Source organism: Pantoea sp. Ap-870 (genome assembly GCF_011752515.1).
GTDB classification, from domain to species: domain Bacteria; phylum Pseudomonadota; class Gammaproteobacteria; order Enterobacterales; family Enterobacteriaceae; genus Pantoea; species Pantoea dispersa.
Genome location: NZ_VWXG01000002.1, coordinates 284,543 through 299,366 on the forward strand (window position 1 = coordinate 284,543; position 14,824 = coordinate 299,366).

The 14,824-nt window shown below is 61.3% G+C and carries 14 protein-coding genes; 5 read left to right on the plus strand and 9 right to left on the minus strand.

Annotated elements, in window-relative coordinates; translation table 11 throughout:
* Positions 1 to 14 precede the first annotated feature (14 nt).
* Genes F3J41_RS07380 through F3J41_RS07390 form a run of 3 tightly spaced genes read left to right on the plus strand, consistent with a single transcriptional unit; the run spans position 15 to position 2,435 of the window.
* Entirely contained in the window at positions 15 to 1,244 is a 1,230-nt protein-coding gene (locus tag F3J41_RS07380; RefSeq protein WP_166710478.1) for a protein-disulfide reductase DsbD, read from the plus strand.
* A 17-nt stretch (positions 1,245 to 1,261) separates the two neighbouring features.
* Positions 1,262 to 1,813 (plus strand): sigma-70 family RNA polymerase sigma factor, encoded by a 552-nt coding sequence (locus tag F3J41_RS07385; protein WP_058759048.1) that lies wholly within the window; start codon positions 1,262 to 1,264, stop codon positions 1,811 to 1,813.
* Positions 1,806 to 2,435, plus strand: a complete 630-nt coding sequence (locus tag F3J41_RS07390) for an NrsF family protein (RefSeq protein WP_141495885.1) — start codon at positions 1,806 to 1,808, stop codon at positions 2,433 to 2,435. Before F3J41_RS07385 ends, F3J41_RS07390 begins: the two co-directional genes overlap by 8 nt.
* 21 nt (positions 2,436 to 2,456) lie before the next feature.
* Here the strand turns inward: F3J41_RS07390 and F3J41_RS07395 are convergent, their stop codons facing one another.
* Positions 2,457 to 3,521: an SDR family oxidoreductase gene (locus tag F3J41_RS07395; RefSeq protein WP_166710480.1), complete on the minus strand. Its 1,065-nt coding sequence runs from the start codon at positions 3,519 to 3,521 to the stop codon at positions 2,457 to 2,459.
* A 100-nt stretch (positions 3,522 to 3,621) separates the two neighbouring features.
* Here F3J41_RS07395 and F3J41_RS07400 point away from each other — a divergent pair, with 100 nt between their 5' ends.
* On the plus strand, positions 3,622 to 4,524 hold the full coding sequence (locus F3J41_RS07400; RefSeq protein ID WP_166710482.1) for a LysR family transcriptional regulator: 903 nt from the start codon (positions 3,622 to 3,624) through the stop codon (positions 4,522 to 4,524).
* A gap of 7 nt (positions 4,525 to 4,531) precedes the next feature.
* Here F3J41_RS07400 and F3J41_RS07405 read toward each other — a convergent pair whose 3' ends face one another.
* The 7 genes from F3J41_RS07405 to F3J41_RS07435 form a co-directional block, all read right to left on the minus strand.
* Positions 4,532 to 5,182, minus strand: coding sequence for a methionine ABC transporter permease (locus tag F3J41_RS07405; RefSeq protein ID WP_166710483.1), 651 nt, complete (start codon positions 5,180 to 5,182; stop codon positions 4,532 to 4,534).
* Positions 5,166 to 6,263 carry a methionine ABC transporter ATP-binding protein gene (locus tag F3J41_RS07410; protein ID WP_166710486.1) on the minus strand — a complete coding sequence of 366 codons (1,098 nt, stop codon included), beginning with the start codon at positions 6,261 to 6,263 and terminating at the stop codon, positions 5,166 to 5,168. Before F3J41_RS07410 ends, F3J41_RS07405 begins: the two co-directional genes overlap by 17 nt.
* 2 nt (positions 6,264 to 6,265) lie before the next feature.
* The gene (locus F3J41_RS07415) at positions 6,266 to 7,066 is read right to left on the minus strand and encodes a MetQ/NlpA family ABC transporter substrate-binding protein (protein WP_088517370.1); all 801 of its coding nucleotides are present in this window, start codon (positions 7,064 to 7,066) and stop codon (positions 6,266 to 6,268) included.
* A 20-nt stretch (positions 7,067 to 7,086) separates the two neighbouring features.
* Complete coding sequence (locus tag F3J41_RS07420) at positions 7,087 to 8,448, minus strand: LLM class flavin-dependent oxidoreductase (protein ID WP_166710488.1); 1,362 nt, start codon at positions 8,446 to 8,448, stop codon at positions 7,087 to 7,089.
* Positions 8,445 to 9,647, minus strand: a complete 1,203-nt coding sequence (locus tag F3J41_RS07425; protein WP_166710812.1) for an SfnB family sulfur acquisition oxidoreductase — start codon at positions 9,645 to 9,647, stop codon at positions 8,445 to 8,447. The genes F3J41_RS07420 and F3J41_RS07425 overlap by 4 nt, the downstream gene beginning before the upstream one ends.
* 9 nt (positions 9,648 to 9,656) lie before the next feature.
* The gene (locus F3J41_RS07430) at positions 9,657 to 10,862 is read right to left on the minus strand and encodes an SfnB family sulfur acquisition oxidoreductase (RefSeq protein WP_166710490.1); all 1,206 of its coding nucleotides are present in this window, start codon (positions 10,860 to 10,862) and stop codon (positions 9,657 to 9,659) included.
* Between the two features lie 340 nt (positions 10,863 to 11,202).
* Entirely contained in the window at positions 11,203 to 12,627 is a 1,425-nt protein-coding gene (locus F3J41_RS07435) for a hypothetical protein (RefSeq protein WP_166710492.1), read from the minus strand.
* Positions 12,628 to 12,811: 184 nt separating this feature from the next.
* On the opposite strand from F3J41_RS07435, the gene F3J41_RS07440 reads away from it, so the two are divergent.
* Positions 12,812 to 13,699 (plus strand): alpha/beta hydrolase, encoded by an 888-nt coding sequence (locus tag F3J41_RS07440; protein ID WP_211075114.1) that lies wholly within the window; start codon positions 12,812 to 12,814, stop codon positions 13,697 to 13,699.
* Positions 13,700 to 13,707: 8 nt separating this feature from the next.
* On the opposite strand, the gene F3J41_RS07445 is transcribed toward F3J41_RS07440, so the two are convergent.
* Positions 13,708 to 14,817, minus strand: a complete 1,110-nt coding sequence (locus F3J41_RS07445) for a lactonase family protein (RefSeq protein WP_031279983.1) — start codon at positions 14,815 to 14,817, stop codon at positions 13,708 to 13,710.
* Between the last annotated feature and the right edge of the window lie 7 nt (positions 14,818 to 14,824).

Here is a 14,824-nt window from a genome sequence, read left to right on the forward strand (position 1 = left end):
GTGAGAGGCCAGCCATGTTAACCGCGATGCTGGCCGCCTTTTTAGGCGGCATCATCCTCAACCTCATGCCGTGCGTCTTTCCGGTGATTTCGCTGAAAGCGCTTGGCCTGCTACGCCATCAAAGCCAGGCTGCCAGCGCGCGCCATGAAGGCCTGGGATTCCTGCTCGGCGTGCTGGTGACCATGATGGCGCTGGCTGGCATTCTGCTGGCCGCACGCGCGGGTGGCGCCGCGGTCGGCTGGGGCTTTCAGCTGCAGTCACCGCTGGTGATCGCCCTGCTGTCGCTGGTGATGCTGGCTGCCGCGCTTAACCTGCTTGGCGTCTTTGAGGTGGGACTAACGGTGCAGCGCGTCGGGGCCATCGACATCCAGCGCGGCGCTTTTTTGCGTTCTGCGCTGACCGGGGCACTGGCGATCATCGTAGCCACACCCTGCGCCGCGCCCTTTATGGCCAGCGCCATCGGCTACGCGCTGGTGCAGCCCCCTGCGGTTGCGCTGGTCATTTTCTTTGCGCTGGCGCTCGGCTTCGCCGCGCCCTTTACCCTGCTGTCGCTGTTCCCGCCGCTGGCGCGATTTTTACCGCGCCCTGGCGTCTGGATGGATATCCTTAAGCGCGGGCTGGCCTTTCCCATGCTCGGTGCCTGGGCCTGGCTGGTGTGGATTCTGGCCCAGCAGGCGGGCAGCAGCGCGCTGGCTGTTGTGCTGGCCGCCTCGGTGGTGCTGGCGTTTGCCGGCTGGCTGTATGGCATGGCGCAGCAGCGCCGCTTTGCCGGAAAAGGGCACAAAGCGCTGTTCAGCGTCACGGCGATATTGCTGATTGCGGTGATCGCGCCACTGCCGGGGCTGATCAAGCCAGGCGCGGCGCTGCAAGGCGATATGCAGGCGCAGGTCAGCAAACAGACGTGGACGCCGCAGGCGGTGGCCGCTCAACGCGGGCATGGCAAAGCGATCTTTGTCGATTTTACCGCATCATGGTGCATCACCTGTCAGGTGAACGAGAAGACCTCGCTGTCGACCCAGGCGGTGAAAACCGCACTGGCGAAAACCGGTACGCTGTACATGGTGGCAGACTCGACTAAATTTAACCCGGACGTTGATGACGTGATGAGTGAGTTTGGTCAGGGTGGTTTACCAATGTACCTGGTGTATCCGGCTGATGGCGGACCACCGAAAGTACTGCCGCAGGTGCTGACACCCGACATCGTAGTGGATGCGTTAAACCAGGCGGCAGCGAAAAAGACGTAACGGCAACAAGGCAGCGTATGCACACAGGCGATAGCGCACGTGAAAACTGGCCCGGACTGATGGAACGCGCGCAGGCCGGGGATCAGTGTGCCTATACCCGGCTGCTGCGGGCGCTGGTGCCGGTGATACGCGCGCAGGTGCGGCGCAGGCTGAGCGATGAAGCCTTAACGGAAGATGTGATTCAGGATGTGCTGCTCACGCTGCATCGCGTGCGCCACACCTACGATCCCGCTTACCCTTTTCTGCCCTGGCTGACGGCGATAGTCTCGGCGCGCGCGATTGATGCCCTGCGCCGCCGCGGCCGCCAGCAGCACTGTGCGCTTGACGACGCCCAGGCCGCCGATCCCGCCAGCACGGCAGAACAGCAGCAGCTGGACACCCGGCAGGAGCTGGCGGGCTATCTCAGCCAGCTGCCGCTGCGTCAGCGTGAAATCGTTGAGCATGTTCATTTGCATGAAATGAGCCTGAACGAGGCGGCGGCACACCATAATCTGAGCGTGTCGGCCGTGAAATCGCTGTTGCACCGCGCGCTCATCAATCTGCGCCGCTTTGGAGCAAACCATGACTGACCATCATTTGCTGATTGAAAAACTGGGGCGCGATCTGCGCCCGGTGAAACGCCCGCCGGCGACCGGAAAACGCGTGCTGGGCTGGCTGGCGCTGGCGCTACCGGCGGGCATCGCGGCCAGTTTGCTGGTGCCGCGCACTCTGACCGACTGGTCGCAGACCGGCGCGATGCAGGCCGCGCTGCAACTGATGCTTGCGTTTATCCTCGGGCTGCTGGCGATGCGCAGCGCCTTTGAACTCAGCATTGCAGGGCGGCGCGGCATCAGCGCAAAGCTGCTGTTGCCGCCGGGCCTGCTGTGGCTGGGATTGAGCGCCAGCAGTCTGCTGCAGACGGCCACGCCGCTGCAGCAGCACGACACGCTGCCGTGCTTTGTTTTCCTGCTGGTGGTGAGTCTGCCGATGCTGCTGCTGACCATCATCAGTCTGCGCCGGACGCGGGCGCTCTATCCGGCCCGCAGTCTGGCCATGGCGGGCCTGGGCGTCGCCTGCATGGCGGTAAGCCTGCTGGCGTTCTGTCATCCGGTGCACCTGCATGCGCTGGATTTGCTGCAGCACCTGGCGGCCATCGTGAGCATCATCGTGCTGACCGTATTGCTTGGCCGGCGCTGGGTGCAGATCGCCTGACGACGCCGGGCAGTAACGCTATCAGGGAATGATGCGCTCCGCACGCAGCCGGTCGAACAGCTGGGTGAAGGAATCCAGCGTGGCGCGATAGCCGGTAAAGCCGGCTTTACGGCTCTTGCTCATATCGGTAAACGCCTCCATCGGCCGGCCCAAATCCGCATCGGTGTGCCACCACGACGCCAGTTTATCGATGTCCGCTTCACGCAGCTGATAGCGCGCAGCGATTTCACGCCAGGCCGCTGCGGCTTCCTGCATGCGTCCTTCCAGCGGCATCATCTGCGCCGGATAGTCTGCAGCTTCAATACCGAAATAGTCTGCCAGACGCGGCCACAGCCAGTTCCAGCGGAACACATCGCCGTTCACCGCGTTGAAATCCTGATTGGCAGCCTCTTCAGCACGGGTCGCCCACAGCAGCTGTTCCGCCAGTAAACCGGCTTCGGTAACATCGGCCAGACCGTTCCACTGCTGCGGCGAGCCGGGAAAGATGAACGGCCAGCCTTTTTCACGGCACAGCGTGGCGTAAACGGCCAGCGTCTGCCCCATGTTCATGGCGTTACCCAATGCATAACCGATGATGGTGTGCGGACGGTGCACGCTCCAGCTGTAGCCATATTGCTCTGCGCCGGCAAACACTTCATCTTCCTGCGCATAGTAAAAGTTATCGACCGGCTGACGTCCCTGCTCTTCGCGGAACGGCGTCACCGGCACCGCGCCCTTGCCATACGCTTCGAACGGACCAAGATAGTGCTTCAGCCCGGTCACCAGTGCCACATGCGCACCGTTCAGCCGCTCACCGAGCGCAGCAATGACGTTATGCACCATGCCGCCGTTAACGCGAATGTTCTCTTTTTCATTCGCCTGGCGTGACCAGACGCTAAAGAACAGCGCATCCGGTTTTTCCTGCGCCAGCGCATTGCGCACCGCTTCTGCATCGGTCAGATCGGCCGTCAGACTGCGGCAACCTTCCGGAATGGCACCGCGTCCGCGCGACAAACCGGTTACCTGCCAGCCCTCACTTTGCAGCCTTTCCGCCAGCGCACGACCAATAACCCCGCTGATTCCCACGATTAACGCCTGTTTTTGCATGTCGAATCTCCTCTGTTGCAGTTATCCTTAGCGTAATAGAGAATTAAATTCTTAGCCGTGGCATTAATTCACATCATTCATGAACTGGATTCACTAATACATGCACGATCAGCGTCTGAAAGACATCGTTCCTTTTGTCGCCAGTGTTGAAAGCGGCAGTTTTGCCGCTGCCGCTGAGCGTCTGCACCTGACCGGTTCCGCCATCAGCAAAAGCGTGACGCGGCTGGAAGCGCGGCTCGGCTCTCGCCTGCTGGAGCGCACCACCCGCAGCCTGACGCTCACCGACGCCGGCAGCGCCTATTATCAGACCTGCCTGCGCATTATGGAGGAGCTGGCGGAAGCCGAAGCGGTACTGGCGGCGCAGCGCACCATTCCTTCCGGGCGATTGCGGCTGGCGGTGCCGAATACCTATGGCCGCCTCGGCGTCATGCCGCTGCTGATTCCGTTCTGTCAGCAGCATCCGGATGTGGAACTCAGCCTGACCTTCTCGGATCGCTTTATTGATCTGTTTGATGAGGGCATTGATGTCGCGGTACGCATCGGCGGTTCGCCCGATCTGCCCGCCTCGCTCGGCTGCCGGCCGATGGGCCGCGAGCGTATGGTGTTTTGCGCCGCGCCGGACTATCTGGCGCGCGCAGGCAGACCGACCAGCGAGAGTGAGTTGCTGCAGCATCGGGCGATTCTGTACGAGCGCGTTGACGGCAGCACCAAGCCGTGGCTGTTCACCACGGCGGATGGACATCCGCACTGGCGTCAGGTGCCGTCTCGCATGGCGCTGGGCGACGTGGATGCCCAAATGCAGGCGCTGTGCGCTGGCCTTGGGGTGGCGCAGATGCCGTCATGGCTGGTGCGTGACGCGCTGGCGAGCGGCGCGCTGGAAGTGATTGTGCCGCAGCAGCAGCCGGACGGTCTGCCGCTGTCGGTGATTTGGCCGCGGCGCAAACAGCTGCTGCCGAAGGTCGACGCGCTGCTGGCGGCGCTTGACGGCCTGCAGATCAGGTGAAATGCCTTTAGCGATGGCTCAGCCGGCGCGACAGCCGGTCGCCACACAGCTGCAGCAGCGTGACCAGTGCCACCAGCACCACGATCACCGTGAGCATGACCTGCATATCGAAACGCTGGTAGCCGTAACGATAAGCCAGATCGCCCAGCCCGCCGGCGCCGATCGCACCGGCCATCGCCGAGGCATTAATCATCGTTACCAGCGTAATGGTAAAACCGCTGACGATGCCAGGCCGCGCTTCCGGCAGCAGCACGTGCCAGACAATATGCCAGCGCTGAAAGCCCATCGCCTGCGCCGCTTCCGTCAGCCCTTTATCCACTTCACGCAGGCTCACCTCCGCGATGCGGGCAAAAAACGGCGTCGCCGCCAGCGTCAGCGGCACCACGGCCGCCCAGACGCCGTAGGTAGTGCCGACAATCCAGCGGGTAAACGGGATCAGCGCCACCATCAGAATCAAAAACGGAATCGAGCGGAACAGGTTTACCAGCCAGCCCAGCAGCCGGTTGAGCAGCGGATTGGGGAACAGATCGCCGCGCCCGGTCACCACCAGAATCACCGCCATCGGTAAACCGATCAGCAGTGCCAGCAGCGACGACACGCCGACCATCAGCAGCGTATCCAGCAACCCCTGCCATAAACGATCAATAGCCAGTGACATAACCTGCGACCTCCAGTTGGTCCGCCAGCGGATGAAGCGTGGCAAGGGCTGCCGGCGCGTCGTGCCGGGCATCCAGCAGCAGTAACAGCTGGCCGGTGGGTTTGCGATCGACCCATTCAACCGCACTATACAGTAGCGTCAGCTCGCCGCTGACCTGTGCGCTGATCGCCGCCAGATCCGGTTGCGCGCCCTGCCCGCTGTAGCGCAGCCGCACCAGCAAACGCGAGTCCACGTTCTGACGTTGCGGCGTAAGTAGCGGCTGGATAGCCTCCGGTAGCGCGCCGAATTGCGAATTGAGCAACTGCCGCGTCGTCTCATGCTGCGGATCGCTGTACACCTGCCACACCGGACCGCGCTCAATGATTTCACCCTGATCGATCACCGCCACCTGGTGACACAGGTCGTGCACCACGTCCATCTCATGGGTGATCAGCACAATAGTGATATGACGCTGCTGATTGATTTTTTTCAGCAGCGCGAGGATGGCGCGCGTGGTTTCCGGATCCAGCGCCGAGGTTGCCTCGTCGCACAGCAGCAGTTCCGGATCGTGCACCAGCGCGCGCGCAATGCCGACGCGCTGCTTCTGCCCACCGGAGAGTTGCGCCGGCCAGGCATGCTGGCGCGCTTCCAGCCCAACCAGCGCCAGCAGCTCATCCACTTTTTGCCGCCGTTGCGCCGCCGGTATGCCGGCCACCTTCATCGGCAGCTCAATGTTTTGCCGCACCGTTTTAGCGGACAGTAAATTGAAGTGCTGGAAAATCATGCCGGTGCGACGCCGCCACTGCACCAGCTGGCTGGCGCTCAGTGAACTGAGATCGATACCGTCAATCACCACCGCACCCTGCGTCGGATTTTCCAGCCGGTTCAGACAGCGGATCAGCGTCGATTTGCCCGCGCCGCTGCGGCCAATGATGCCAAAAATTTCGCCGCGTTTAACCTGCAGGTCGATGTGCTTCAGCGCATCCTGCGACTGACCGTCATAACGTTTACTCAGCCCGCGGATCTGCACATGCGCACGGCCCGCGACCGGCGTCGTGGTGTGCAGCGCCGCCTGCTCGCCAGGAAGAGTCAGGCTGACCATGATTACTGGCTCCAGCCCGGCTGATACAGCTTGCCGTAGAACTCATCCAGCTTCGCGCGCACCACCGGCGAGTGCTGATAGATATCAACAAACTGTTTCAGTCGCGGATCGTCCTGATGTCCGTCACGAATCACGAACTGAATCACATATTCCGGATGCTCAAGGCCATCAAATAACAGGGCCTTGTTGGGGTCGATGGTCTTCGACAAACGCAGATAGTGCGGATACCCCTGCGCCAGGTCGACCTCATCCAGCGAGCGCGACAGCTGCACCGCCTCCACTTCGATGATTTTCAGGTGTTTGGGATTGCTGGCGATATCATCCACGGTGGATTTCAGCCCGCTGCCCGGTTTTAACGTAATCAGCTGCGCTTTTTGCAACAGCAGCAATCCGCGCGCACCGTTAATCGGGTCATTGGCAATCGCCACCGTGCCGCCGTCCGGAATCTGATCGATTGCCGTGTGCTTCTTCGAATAGAGCCCGATGTTATTGATGATGGCGGGCGCATACGGCACCAGATGGAAACCGCCCTCGCGGTTGGCATTGTCAAGAAACGGCTTGTGCTGGAACAGGTTGACGTCAATGTCGCCATTTTCCACGCTCACGTTCGGCGCAGTCCAGTCGGTGAACTCCACCAGCTCCACCTGCAGTCCCTGCTTTTTCGCTTCAGCCACGGCGGTTTCCAGCGGCGGCGCGAAAGCCGCCGTGGTACCGACTTTGAGGGCACCGCTGTAGTCACCGGCGGCAAACGCGCTGGCGGTTAATATTGCGGCGCTCAACGCCACTAATGAGGCAAATTTCATCCTGACTCCCTGAGGTTAAATTAACGAACGTCAGCCGCAGGCCGCCAGCGCGCGGCCGGGTGGCGCGCGGGCAGACGATCCTGCTGCTGAAAAATTTTTTGCCGGAGCGATCCCGGCTGATAGGCGGTTTTGAAGCGGCCGCGCTGCTGAAGTTCCGGCACCACCAGCTCAATAAAATCGCGGTAGCTTTGCGGATTCAGGATGCGCGTCAGATTGAAGCCGTCGATGTCACCTTCATCAATCCAGCGGATCAACTGGTCGGCGACCTGAGACGGGTTGCCGACAATCACCGGGTAGCGGCTGCCAAGCGCGTGCTGCTCCAGCAGCTGGCGGCGCGTCCAGCCGTTATAGGCTTTGCTCACCGATTCAATGGCGCGCGTGTCGCCGCTGTGAATCGGTTCATCGAGGCCAAACGCGGCGAGATCGACGCCAATTGAGCTGGAGAAGTGCGCAATGCCAGCTTCGGCACTGGCGTATTCCAGATAGCTGCGGTGCTTCTCCTGCGCTTCGCGTTCGCTGGCGGCGACGATCACGCTGACACCCATTAAGATGCGTAAGTCGTCCGCCTGGCGACCCGCCGCCACCGCCGCGTGGCGCAGACGCTGCGCCTGCTCGCGCAGCGCCGCCGGCGAGCTGGCATTCACGAAACTGCACTCGGCGTGCCGCGCAGCAAACGCCACGCCGCGCGCGGATGAACCTGCCTGGAACAGCAGCGGCGTGCGCTGCGGCGAAGGGCTGCTCAGGTGATAGCCCTGCACCTGATAAAATTCGCCCTGATGATTGATCGCGTGAATCTTCTGCGCATCGGCATACAGCCGGCGCTGTTTGTCGGCCAGCAACGCATCGTCCTGCCAGCTGCCTTCCCACAGCTGATAAGTGACATCAAGAAACTCATCGGCCTGGTCGTAGCGCCGATCGTGCGCCAGCAGTTGCTGCTGCCCCATGGCGCGCGCCGCGCTGTCGAGATAGCCGGTCACGATGTTCCAGCCGATGCGGCCATTGGTCAGATGGTCGAGCGTCGACAGGCGGCGGGCAAAAGGATAAGGGGCTTCGTAGCTCAGATTGGCGGTCACGCCAAAGCCCAGGTGCTGCGTCACGCTGGCCATGCCGGAAATCAGCATCAGCGGATCGTTCACCGGCAGCTGAATGGACTCGCGCGCCGTCAGGCCGATACCCTGCTGATACACATCGTAAACGCCGAGAATATCGGCAATGAACAGTCCGTCGAACAGGCCGCGCTCCAGCAGACGCGCTAAATCCAGCCAGTACGCCAGTGAATTGAACTCCACTGAGCGGTCCTGCGGATGGGTCCACATGCCATGGTGAATATGCCCCACGCAGTTCATGTTAAAAGCATTGAGCAGAATCTGTTTGCGGCTCATAGTGTTCCCCGTCGCGGTGGCAGCACGCCGTTAAGCAGATAGTTGCCGATGACCGGATATTTCCAGCGTACCGGGTCATGCAGCGTGTGGGTACGCGCGTTGCGCCAGTGGCGATCGAGGTTGTGCTCGCGCAGGCTGGCGCGCGATCCGCCCAGCTCAAACAACAGATTGCCGGCTTCCAGCGCCACCTCAGTGGTCCAGGCACGCGCTTTCGCCACTTCAACCGATGCCAGCGCGACGTGCTCAGCACTCGGGTTGCGTTGGGCGACATCGACCGCCTCTCCGGCAACATCCAGCAACGCATCACCGGCGCTGAGTCGTGCGGCGAGCCGCCCGGTGCGATCCAGCGTCAGCGGATCGTCACAGGCTCGCTCGACGCCGCTGTCCGGCCACGGCCGCGCGCGCTGCTGCACAAAAGCCAGCATGTCGTTGAAGGCCGCGCGGGCAATGCCCTGGTCGATGGCCGCATGCATAATCTGGGCAAACGGTCCGACGGTGGTCGGCCGCTCAAACGCGCTGTGAAACGGCACCACATCGTCCGGCGCGATCGCCACATCACGAAACTGCACGCTGCCGCTGCCGGTGGTGCGCTGGCCGAAACCGCTCCAGTCATCAATCACCGTCACGCCCGGCTGATGGCGCGGCACAAACACCAGCTGTTCTTTGCCGTCATCGGCGATGGCCAGCGTCGGGATGCGGTCGGCAAACAGCGCCCCGGTGCAGTAAAATTTGTCGCCGTTGAGGTGCAGCCCGCTGGCGGTCTGGCTGAAGGCGGTGGTGCGCTGATGCGCCGCCGCAGAGCCGAACTCCGCCAGCGCGTTGCCATAGTGAACGCCCGCCAGCACTTCGTTGTACAGCCGCTGCTGCTGGGCATCGCTGCCGTTAACGCGCAGCACTTCCAGCGCGTAGAAGTGGTTTTGTGGCACCTGACCGATCGATGCATCGGCAGCGCTGAGAATGACAAAAATCTGCGCCAGTTCTGCGCTGGAAATCTCAATGCCGCCCCACGCACGCGGCACGGTAATGGCGCCCAGGCCGGACTGGAAATAGTGCTGAAGTTCAGCATGTGGCAGCTCACGCTGCCGATCGCGCTGCGCTGCGCCGCTGCGAAAGCGTTCAGCCAGCTCTTCTGCCACCTGCATGGCCTGCTGCGCGCTGCGGATACGTGCTGCCGGCTGTTTAGCGAAAACCTGCGTCATCATCGCTCCTTAAATCCACGCATGACGCGCGGGCAGAACATCATTGAGGTAATAGTTGCCGATGGCGTGCGTTTTCCAGCGCACCGGATCGTGCAGCGTATGGGTGCGCGCGTTGCGCCAGTGGCGATCCAGCCCATGCTTCAGCAATGTGCCGCGGCTGCCGCTCCACTCCAGCAGCTTTTCACTGGCTTTCAGCGCAATTTCGGTGGTCAGCACTTTGGCTTCTGCAACCGCGATGGAGGCGCGCGCGCAGTGCGCAGCGGTAAGCGCGTGCGGGTCAATGCTGTCCAGTACACGCGCCGCACGCACCAGCAGCGCGTTAGCGGCGCTCAGTTCGGTGCTGATACGCCCGACATCGGCGAGAATGTAAGGATCTTCTGCGTTGCGGCTCACGCCCGCGTCCACCCACGGACGCGAGCTGCTGTGAATAAACGCCAGCGCCTCGTCCAGCGCGCCCTGGGCGATCCCGGCGTCAATCGCGGCCTGGATCAGCTGCGATACGGCACCGCGCAGCGTTGGCTTATCGGGCGACGGTAGCGCGATGGTCAAACCGGCATCGACCGCCACCTGCTGGAGCTTCACCGTGCCGCTGGCGGTGGTGCGCTGACCGATACCCGACCAGTCATCGATAATCTCCACCCCTGCCGCCGGCAGCGGAATGAACGCCATCACCGGCTGGCCCTCCTGCTGCGCGGTGGTCACCAGAATGTCGGCAAACAGTGCACCGGTTGAATAAAATTTTTCACCGCTGAGCCTTAACCCCTCCGGGCCTGACACCAGCTGCGCCTGCACATCACGCGTGTGTTTGCTGTTCTTTTCCGGACCGCCATTGCCGAGCCGCTGGCCCTGTACCACCGCGCTGAGCAGGCGCTGCTGCTGTTGCGCGCTGCCTTCACCCAGGATGAACTGAATCAGCCCGAAGTGGTTTTGCGGAATCTGGCCAAGCGACGGATCGCTGGCGGAGATCAGGCGGAACACCTCCGCCACAGTACCAAACGACAAACCGCCGCCGCCAAACTGGCGCGGTACGCTGATACTGCCCAGCCCGAGTTGGGTGAACTGATCGAGCAGTTCACGCGGATAGATACGCTGTTGGTCGCGTTCGGCTGCCCCGGCTTTCGCCTGTTCCGCCAGGTGGCGGGCGGCGTCGATTGCCGCCGCGTCAGACGTGATCACCGCCGCGCGCTGAAGTTGTTGAGCCCTGATTTGCGTCATCGCTGGATTCACTTTTTATTTTGCTCTGATTCACAGGCTCATTCTGCCAGGGCAGAGAGCCGTAACTTAATAACAGATTGAGCGCGATGATAATCAGCGGGAATAACAGCGGTAAAGAGCGCGGTTATGCTATATCCGGCAAACGGCATGCAGAAAGAGAATAAAGAATTTATCAGGGATAAGAAGGCGTTAGCGGGCGCGGAGATACAAGGTTATTACGCTGAGTGACACGGGTGAATAATCTTAAGTATTAATTCCGCTATCGATAGTGATAAATGGCATTATTGTTTTATTGCGCCATGGGCTGGCGCAATAAAGTGGGCATTACGTTATCCTGGTATTACGCCTGCGCCAGATACATCGCCGGGGAATAGTGGCGCGTCGATTCACTCTTCTCACTGTGCGGTGTGCTGGTGCTGTCAATCAGCTTCGCCAGCTGATAGGTCTTCACCGTTTCCTGCTGCGTCAGCTGCCGGGCGAAACGGGCGGTGAGGTTAACCTGCGCATCCTGCGTCACCTCAGTGGTGCTGCGCGTTTCATCGTGAATCTGGTGGTAGTGATAGTTTTGTGACTCTTTGGTTTCATTGAGCGCCAGCGGTGAACTGGCGCTCAGCGCGGTATGAAAACTGGCGTTCAGCTTAAACAGGGTTTCCTGCGTCATGCGCTGCGTATCGCCGTTCTTCTGCTGGCTGCTGCGCTGCGCCACATCCAGAGCGAAAGTATCTTCTTCTTCCGGCTTCAGCGGATTGCTGGAGCGCGCCGTCTGGTGATAGCTGGCCGAGAAATCTGCCAGGCCGCTGATGGCACCGGCCTGCGCCGCATGCGCGCCTACGGTGATCGCCTGCGGGGTGCGCATCGCCACGCCGGCCGCCGCGCTGGTGCTGTTTAAGGTCTCGAAACCCTGCTTAAACAGTGCCAGCGCCGCGCGATCGCCGTGACCGCGCGAAGCGGCCTGATCAAATTTCGTGCTCCACTGCGCCAGGGCGCTCTGCTGCTGACCGGCGTTGCTGGCCTGCGCCAGGCTGCGCATGTCCGTCGTCAGTTTGAAACTGGCGTCGGCATTATGGAAACCCAGCCAGCGTGAACCCGGGTCGGCATGCAGATTCAGCGACTGCATCACTTCGCCGCTGCGACGCAGGTCGGTTTTCAGATCAACGCTGGCCAGCTGGTTACTGTCAAAACTGAGCAGGTCACCGACATCCAGTTTACCGTTGCCGTTATCCAGCCCGCTCAGGGTTTTCTCCAGCGCGCCGGAAAGTTTGGCGATTGCCGCAGCTTCGTCATCGCTCAGCTTACCGTGAGTGGTTTTCAGTGCCACCGCTACGCCATCCTGCTGCCGCGTCATCTGCAGAGTCAGGCTCACGCCGGACTGAGTGGTAATCTCCAGCGCCACCGCGCTCTGCGTGTCAGTTTGCGCGCCGCCGCTGGCCGGTACGCTGATGGTGACATCGTCACGCTGCTGCGTCAGTGCGCTCAGCAACGCGCTGCCAATGCCGTTCATGCTGACGCCCGAGCTGCGCAGCGCACCCATCGCCTGCGTCTGCATATCAGGCGAAAGAGGCGTGCTGGCGGTGACGCGCGCCGGCGTCATCTGGTACACCGCAGAGATGGTGTCGGTGGCTTCGCTAAAGGTGACTTTCGCTGAGGCGTCTGCCGTCAGACTATTTTGCCGGGTCGCATTGCTTGCCGTGCTGCTGGTCACGCGTGCACTGGCGCTGCTGAGATGGAGCTGTGAGAAACTACCCGGTCCGATACCGTTAATCATCCTGACTATCCTCGCTGGTATTATACCGCTACGTTATCGGCGATCCTGACGAAATCCTTACACTTCCGCACGGCGCGTGACGGTGCAAAATGGTTGTTGAAATTAATAATCATTATCACTAATCTGTCTGGCGCTTTCGCTGTGACACGGAAGTAATTGACTCGCCAGCTAGTAAGGAAGCGCCATGGTTTATCGCCTTATCATTCCGCTGTTCACCCTGCTGAGCCTGCTGCTCGACCCCGCTGTCGGTTTCGCCCGGCCTGATATGACGCCGCTCGGACCCAACATTGCCGACAAAGGCTCTGCCTGGTATCGCTTCACTGTTAACACGTTTGATTCCGCTGACGGCCAGCGCCACTACAAAGTGTGGACGGCGGTGCCACGTAAACCGGCACCGGCCGCAGGTTACGCGGCGCTGTATATGCTGGATGGCAACGCGGTGATGAACCATCTCAGCGAAGCGCTGTTGCAGAAGCTGGCGGCAGGCAACCCGCCGGTGCTGGTGGCGGTAGGCTATCAGACCCCGCTGCCGTTCGATCTCGCTGCGCGCACGCTGGATTACACCCCGCCACAGCAGGTGCAGGATCGTCGAGGCCGGCCAGCCGGCGGCAGCGCCGCATTCCGCCAGCTGCTGGAACAGACTATCGCGCCGCGTGCCGAACGAAATCTGCCGATCAATGCGCAGCAGCGTGCGCTGTGGGGCCACTCTTACGGTGGGCTGTTTGTGCTGGACAGCTATTTAACCTCCGGATTTTTCCAGCGCTATTTTGCCGCCAGTCCTTCCCTGCGCGGCGACGCAACGCTGTTGCAGCAAATGGCAGCGGTGACGCCCGCATCGTTTAAGCAGAAGCAGCTGGTGCTGATGGAAGGCAACGGCGAATCCCGTTCTGGCGTCAGCGATGTGCTGAGCCGGATTCGCACCACCCTCGACGGCATGCAGGAGAACGGCCTGGCGGCTCGCTTCCAGCTGTTTCCCGGGCTCAGTCACGGCCAGATGTTTCCGGCCTCGCTGGAAAGCGCGCTGTCGGCCATGGCGAAAGACGGTGCGCCGTCACGCGCACCGGATGAGTGAAAGGGCAGTTAGTTAAAGAATTTGATGTCGGTTGGCGTTGCCAGCTTCGCCGCCACACCGCGCGCGCTCAGCTTGCCGCTGTGCGCATCAAAATCAAACAGCGTAATGGTGTTGGTAAACACGTTGGTGACATAGAGGTGTTTACCGCTGTTATCAAACGCCAGCGCGCGCGGCTCAATACCGTCGGCGGCATAGCGCTGTGGATCTGTCAGGCTGCCATCGGCGGCAATCTTAAACACCAGCAGATGATTGTCAGATCCGCGGTTAGCGGCAATCAGGAATTTACCCTGCGGGCTGAGAATGATGCCGCCGCCGCTTTTGTAGGCGGCGCTGCTGTTTTGCGTATTCAGCGCCACCTGTGCCTGCCGTTCCAGCCGGTCATCAGTGACGCGGAACACCACGATTTCGCCCGCCATTTCAGTAATCACATAAGCGTGTTTACCGTCGGCGGAGAACACCATGTGGCGCGGACCCGCACCTGGCGCAAAGCTCACATCACGGCTGGTATCCGCCTGCAGCGGCTCTCGCCGATCCGCGTGGTAGCGATAGGCGTGCAGTTTATCGTCACCGAGATCGGCCGCATACAGATAGCGGCCATCATGGGTAAAGGTGGTGGAGTGCGCATGGCCGCCATCCTGCCGATCTTTTACCACGCCGCTGCCTTCGCTGAACGCGAAATGCTGGACCTGTTCGCCCAGCTTGCCGTCCGACGCAATCGGGAACACCGTTACCCCTGCTCCGCCTTTCGCCACCGAATAGTTGGCGACAAACAGGAATTTGCCGTCCGGGCTAAGAGTGGCGTGCGTCGGCTGCTCGCCGTGGCTGTCGACCTGATTCAGCACCCGCACTGCGCCCTGTTTATCGATCGCCAGCGCGGTAACGGCACCGGCATTCTCTTCATTGGTGGTATAAGCAAACCGCCCGTCGCGTGATTTAACGATCCACGACGGGCTTTTCATCCTGATCACCTCCAGCGGCTTGAGCGTCCCGTCGCTGTTGACCTGCATGCGATATAAACCTTCACTGGGTCGATCCGGCTTTTGTACCGCAGGGGCATCCGGAATACTGGTCCAGGTGCCGACTAATGCTGTTTGATGATGTTCCGTGTTCTGCGCCATAGCACTC